The organism is uncultured Psychroserpens sp., from assembly GCF_947501425.1.
Classification (GTDB): Bacteria; Bacteroidota; Bacteroidia; order Flavobacteriales; family Flavobacteriaceae; genus Psychroserpens.
Genome location: NZ_CANMVN010000018.1, coordinates 1 through 4,836 on the forward strand (window position 1 = coordinate 1; position 4,836 = coordinate 4,836).

The following is a 4,836-nucleotide window of genomic DNA, read 5'->3' on the forward strand; positions in this document are numbered from 1 at the left end:
TTTGCGTCTGAGGCTGGTGAGCCATCTGCGTCGTCTACACCATTTCCGTTATCTGCAAAAACACTTGCGGTTGTTCCACCTGCAGCAGAATCGATTGGTGTTCCACTGAAATCGTCATTCTCTGCAGTTATTGTTGCACATACGGCAGCGGTAAGAGTTACTGTATCTGGAGATAAATTTAAACATGAAGGTGATCCTTGATATCTAACAGCAACTGTATAAGTTCCAGGTACCAGATCAAAACTATTGGTAGAAACCCATGGACCAGCCAGTCCGTTAACGCTGTACTCTAATGCACCTCCTCCATTACTTGTCGCAATAATTGTAATATTACCTTCATTGGTAGGACATGTCGGTTGTGTTGTTGTTGTAGATAGATCAATGGTAGGAGGTGGTGTTAAGAAGAAAGGATCGTATACAATAAACACTTTTCCATCTCCTCCATCACCAACACTTGAAGCTGTTGAAGCTCCAGTTTGGGTCAATCTAACTCCATTAATTGGAACATTTGGCCCAACAAAAGCTGTTAAAGGATAAATAGTAGCAAAAACTTCCTGACCATTATTATTATTTACTCCAGTACCTATGTAAGTCGTTGGTCCATCTGCACCATCCACTCTGTTAATTGGTCTTGCAGTACCTATCACATTACCTGTGGCATCAATGGCTTGAACTTCCATAGTATTATTTCCACCACGTTCTGTAATTATTACATATCTATTTGAAGCTGCATTAATATCATAATTGAATTCAAAGTTGACAAAATCTGTATCGGTAATATTTCCATCATTTCTGAAATAGTGATTCAGGTTTCTATCAGTATTAGCAGCGATTAATTCAGGATCAAAAATGGCAGGACCATCAGTAATTGATGCACCATTAACTCCATTTTCAATCATTCTTTGATTAGTAGCAGTTGGGTTTGTATATGAATAGGATACATTATCTGGCACCAATAAATCTGTAAAAGGATTTGGTTCACCTGCAATCGCAATTGAGTTAAATGTTTTAGATGAAGCATTTCCCAGAGGATTAGTGATATCAAAAGTCACATCTCCTGTTACCACAGGTGCAGTTGGACTTCCCGGAGGAATAATATCCGGACATTCGTCATCACTACACTCAAACGGTGCGTTTACTACAGAAGCATTAGTTAATGTACATGCAGCATCGTCTGAAAAGGCAGCTGTCAATGATATTGGACTACCATTTGCAGGTAAAACAACACCAGTAAATGTATGAAAAGTAGGAGCATCTAAACTTCCAACAGCTACAGATGCTGTGCCGTCTCCAGTTAAATCTAATGTTCCTGTAGCTGGTGGATTAGCGAATATTACTGATATATCAGCAGTAAATGTATCATCACTAATATCAGCAGCTGTACCATTATCATTACAAGTTGATTCGTTTGAAGACACGATATTTGTAACCTCACAAACTAATGATAAATTCAAACTATCCACAAAGTTCCATGTTCTTGCACAAGAACCACCTGAAAAGAACTCCAATAAAAATGTACCACTTGATGGTGCAACAAATGTTGCTGTTGGTCGAGTCCAAACATCTTCTACAGGAGGTGGAGGAAACGTTAAAAATGTTGTTCCGTTAAGTCTCACCTGTAATTCAGGAGTACATGGTGAAGTTGATCCATCTTGTCGTGTTTGAATTAAGTAATCGAAAGAAAAACTATAGGTTTCGCCTCCTACTAATGTGACATTTTGTCCAATTCCTTCTGGCGCTCCACCTAATGCACGAAAACCAAAGTAACAACCTCCTTCTGGAGAAGGGTTACTAGATGGCGCATAAAAGCTATCCCATGAACGCTCTACTTCAGTTGACCGGTCTGGTGTATTGGTTTTTATCCACCCATCTGGTTCCTGATTTCTTAATGCATCAAAACCAGAACAATCGGCTGCTGTAACATCAAGACCAGGATTAGTTAATAAGTTTTGAGAATTACCGTTCCAAGAAAATAAAATGGCAGTAAAGAGTATAGCTCTGGCTACCCATGAAACGTTTGTAAACGAGAATCGAGTAAAGATTTTCATATTATCTTAAGGTAAAATTATTTATATCTATATAATGTTTAATTATTCTAATACTTTAGACTATTAACACTCATTTTTGATACAATGATTACCTAAGACTATAAACAAAAAAAAACCTTACCCACTAACGTGAGTATAGGTCAATTGTATTAGGGAGATGATACAAAATGATGGTGCTATTAATCTTCAATTCAAAAATAATACTAATTTTTTAAATTAATATAGTTTATTTAACAAATATTTTATCGATTAAGTGCATAAAATAATCGATGAAAAGCAAATTTAGACTATTTTTCTTTAATTCAAAATATTTTCTAATTTATTTTATGTTTAGAATTAACATATGTTATTGCATATGAGAATAAAAACAATGTGATAATTTTTTATAATACTTATCCTACATTTCTTTGACACAGTCAACATATCTAAAATCACTTTAATAAAAAAACTTATTTCTAAGAGACATGTACGAAAGAAATATGTACTCGGTTTTTGATTTTAAATAATTTAATACAATTATATTTGCAGCTACTAAAAAAGATTATGACTTTTAAAGAGGAAATCAATAGACGCCGAACCTTCGGAATTATTTCACATCCAGATGCTGGTAAAACTACATTAACAGAAAAATTACTGTTATTTGGTGGTGCTATTCAGGAAGCTGGAGCCGTAAAAAGTAACAAAATCAAGAAAGGTGCAACCAGTGACTTTATGGAGATTGAGCGCCAAAGAGGGATTTCTGTGGCCACCTCGGTATTGGCATTTGAATATGATGGTATCAAAATCAATATTCTTGATACACCAGGTCATAAGGATTTTGCTGAAGACACCTTCAGAACACTCACTGCCGTAGATAGTGTTATTGTAGTTATTGACGTTGCAAAAGGTGTTGAGGAGCAAACGGAAAAGCTTGTTGAAGTTTGTAGAATGCGAAATATTCCAATGATTGTTTTTATCAATAAAATGGATCGTGAGGGTAAAGATGCATTTGATTTGTTGGATGAAATTGAGCAAAAATTAGGTTTAAAAGTTGTGCCTTTGAGTTTTCCAATTGGAATGGGATATGATTTTAAGGGGATTTACAATATATGGGAAAAAAATGTCAATCTGTTTAGTGGCGACAGCAGAAAAGATATTGAAGAAACAGTTGAAATTACAGATTTGTCGTCTTCAGAATTAGATCAGCTCGTCGGTGAAAAAGCTGCTGAAACGTTGAGAGAAGAAATCGAACTTGTAGATGGTATCTATCCGCAATTTGATAAAGATGATTATTTAAATGGTCAATTGCAGCCTGTATTCTTTGGTTCTGCTTTAAATAATTTTGGAGTTCGTGAGCTTTTAGATTGCTTTGTTGATATTGCACCAAAACCAAGACCAAAAAACAGTGAAGAGCGTTTAGTAAATCCAGATGAAGATAAATTTAGCGGATTTGTATTTAAAATTCATGCCAATATGGATCCTAATCATAGAAACCGTTTGGCCTTTATAAAAATTGTGTCTGGAGAATTTAAAAGAAATACACCTTATCTTCATGTAAGGCACAACAAAAAACTAAAATTCTCTAGTCCGAATGCCTTTTTTGCTGAAAAGAAAGAAATTGTAGATATTTCCTATCCAGGTGATATTGTTGGTTTACAGGATACTGGAAATTTTAAAATCGGAGATACACTTACTGAAGGTGAAATTCTCAATTATAAAGGAATTCCAAGTTTTTCACCAGAACATTTCAGATACATTAATAACGCAGATCCTTTAAAATCGAAACAGCTCTACAAAGGTATTGATCAATTGATGGATGAAGGTGTTGCTCAATTATTTACATTAGAGCTCAACGGACGAAAAGTTATAGGTACAGTTGGTGCGCTTCAATATGAAGTTATTCAATACCGTTTAGAACATGAATATGGTGCAAAATGTACTTATGAAAACCTCAATGTGCATAAAGCCTGTTGGATCGAAACTGATGATGTCAAAAGCGAAGAGTATAAAGATTTCCTGAGAGTGAAGCAGCGTTTTCTGGCAAAAGATAAACGTGGACAGCTAGTTTTTTTAGCTGATTCGGCGTTTTCATTACAAATGACACAACAGAAATACCCAAGTATTACATTTCATTTCACATCAGAATTTGACTACTAAAAATTAGTGTCATTCATCTAATAATTACGAAAAAGTTTGTTTTTTATCGGTAATTTAATACATTTAATCGATAATTAACAAACGAAAACGTTTTAGTTATTTACATTTAGAATAGATTCAAACCCCAAAATTGATCTACAATGAAAACTAATCCCAATGTTTTCAGTAATAGCGATATTACTGTTACCTACAATCCGTGTCAATGCATTAACGCAGAGCGTTGTGCTAAAGAACTTTCAAATGTTTTCCGTCAGTCAGTAATTCCATGGATAGACCTTGATGGAGCGTCTACTAAAAAAATTATTAAGCAAGTAAAAAAGTGTCCGTCAGGAGCTTTACAGTTTCACGTCAATCAAGAAGTTGCATAAATGATTGTTGTGTTATTGAAATTGTTGTATAGTTTTCTGAAGAAGAAATATATGCAAAGAGTAAGGCTCGCTAAAGTAGCTTAACAGAACTCATATCGGTCTACTAAGCATACCGAAATAAAGAATCATGCTTAACTACCCTACATTAATTTCAATAAAAAAGCCTTTAAGATGTTATAATTCTAAAGGCTTTTTTTTATGATTAGTCCTGACCTGTCGGTCCAAAATTTAGTGGCATTGGAGGTTGCTCGATTAAACATTTCGAGCAACATCAAATTCATTAC

At 34.6% G+C, this 4,836-nt stretch carries 3 protein-coding genes; 2 read left to right on the forward strand and 1 reads right to left on the reverse strand.

Annotated features, from left to right (window positions below; all coding sequences use genetic code 11):
* Positions 1-2,048: hypothetical protein (locus Q0951_RS16975; RefSeq protein ID WP_299339517.1), on the reverse strand; the 2,048-nt coding region annotated here is incomplete at its 3' end.
* Positions 2,049-2,591: 543 nt separating this feature from the next.
* Here Q0951_RS16975 and Q0951_RS16980 point away from each other — a divergent pair.
* Both Q0951_RS16980 and Q0951_RS16985 read left to right on the forward strand, forming a co-directional pair.
* Entirely contained in the window at positions 2,592-4,184 is a 1,593-nt protein-coding gene (locus Q0951_RS16980) for a peptide chain release factor 3 (protein WP_299339518.1), read from the forward strand.
* A gap of 140 nt (positions 4,185-4,324) precedes the next feature.
* Positions 4,325-4,552 (forward strand): (4Fe-4S)-binding protein, encoded by a 228-nt coding sequence (locus Q0951_RS16985; RefSeq protein WP_299339520.1) that lies wholly within the window; start codon positions 4,325-4,327, stop codon positions 4,550-4,552.
* The last annotated feature ends 284 nt before the right edge of the window (positions 4,553-4,836 follow it).

Coding starts and splice junctions, on each gene's coding strand:
- Q0951_RS16980 (WP_299339518.1), top strand. CDS start 2,592: ATGACTTTTAAAGAGGAAATCAATAGACGCCGAACCTTCGGAATTATT.
- Q0951_RS16985 (WP_299339520.1), top strand. CDS start 4,325: ATGAAAACTAATCCCAATGTTTTCAGTAATAGCGATATTACTGTTACC.